The organism is uncultured Brevundimonas sp., from assembly GCF_937870815.1.
In the GTDB taxonomy this organism is placed as follows: Bacteria; Pseudomonadota; Alphaproteobacteria; order Caulobacterales; family Caulobacteraceae; genus Brevundimonas.
Map to the genome: position 1 here is coordinate 1 of NZ_CALMZS010000015.1, position 1,111 is coordinate 1,111.

General features: G+C 69.2%; 1 protein-coding gene. It reads right to left on the reverse strand.

Annotation, left to right across the window (positions count from 1 at the left end; genetic code table 11):
* The coding region (locus tag Q0588_RS01165) for a beta-ketoacyl synthase N-terminal-like domain-containing protein (protein ID WP_298743004.1) at positions 1–947 on the reverse strand (947 nt) is incomplete at its 3' end.
* Positions 948–1,111: the final 164 nt, after the last annotated feature.

The window sequence follows — 1,111 nt, forward strand, 5'->3', positions numbered from 1 at the left end:
CCCATCTCCTTGCTGTCGCCCACCGGGGTCGAGGTGCCGTGCGGGTTCAGATAGTCGATCTTCGGATTGCCGGCCATCTCCAGGGCCAGCTTCATGCAGCGCTCGGCCCCCTCGCCCGAGGGGGCGACCATGTCGAAGCCGTCGGAATTGGCCCCGTAGCCGGTCACCTCGGCGTAGAGGGTCGCGCCGCGCGCCACCGCCCGCTCGTATTCCTCGAGCACGACGATGCCGGCGCCGCCGGCGATGACGAAGCCGTCGCGGTCGGTGTCATAGGCCCGGCTGGCCTTCTCGGGCGTCTCGTTGAAGTTCGAGGACATCGCCCCCATGGCGTCGAACATGTTCGACATCGACCAGTCGATGTCCTCGACGCCGCCGGCGAAGACCACGTCCTGCTTGCCCCAGGCGATCTGTTCGGCGGCCGCGCCGATACAGTGGGCGCTGGTCGCGCAGGCCGAGCTGATCGAATAGTTGAGGCCCTTCAGCTCGAACCAGGTGGCCAGCACGGCCGAGGGGCCGGAGGCCATGGCCTTGGGCACGGCGAACGGGCCGATGCGCCTGGGCGAACCCTTTTCGAGGGTGGTCTGGGCCGCCTGCAGGATGACCTGGGTCGAGGGGCCGCCCTCGCCGACGATCAGGCCGATGCGCTCGTCCCTGATCTCTTCCGGGGACATGCCGGAATCCCTCAGCGCCTCCTCGAAGGCGATGTGGCCCCAGGCGGTGCCGTTGGCGAGGAAGCGGGCGGCGCGGCGATCGACCAGCGGGGCCCAGTCCTCGGCCGTCCAGCCCAGCGCCGGCGGGGCCCAGACCTGCGAGCGGAAGCCGTGGGCGGCGTGGTCGGCGGCGTGCCGGACGCCGGATTTCGCCTCGCGCAGGGCGGCGGCGACCTCATCCCGGCCCGTGCCGATCGATGAGACGATACCCAGTCCGGTGACGACGACACGCCGCATGGTGGTTTCCTTCTTGAACTCTGACGCCGCGTTCGCCGCGGTCTGTAAACGGGTCAGCCGCCGACCGGTTCGCCGACCATTCTCCCTGGAGAATGGTCAGCAATCCAAAGCGGAGCGAACTCTAAGCACGGATGCTACGCGTCCGCACCGACTTCGCTCTGCGC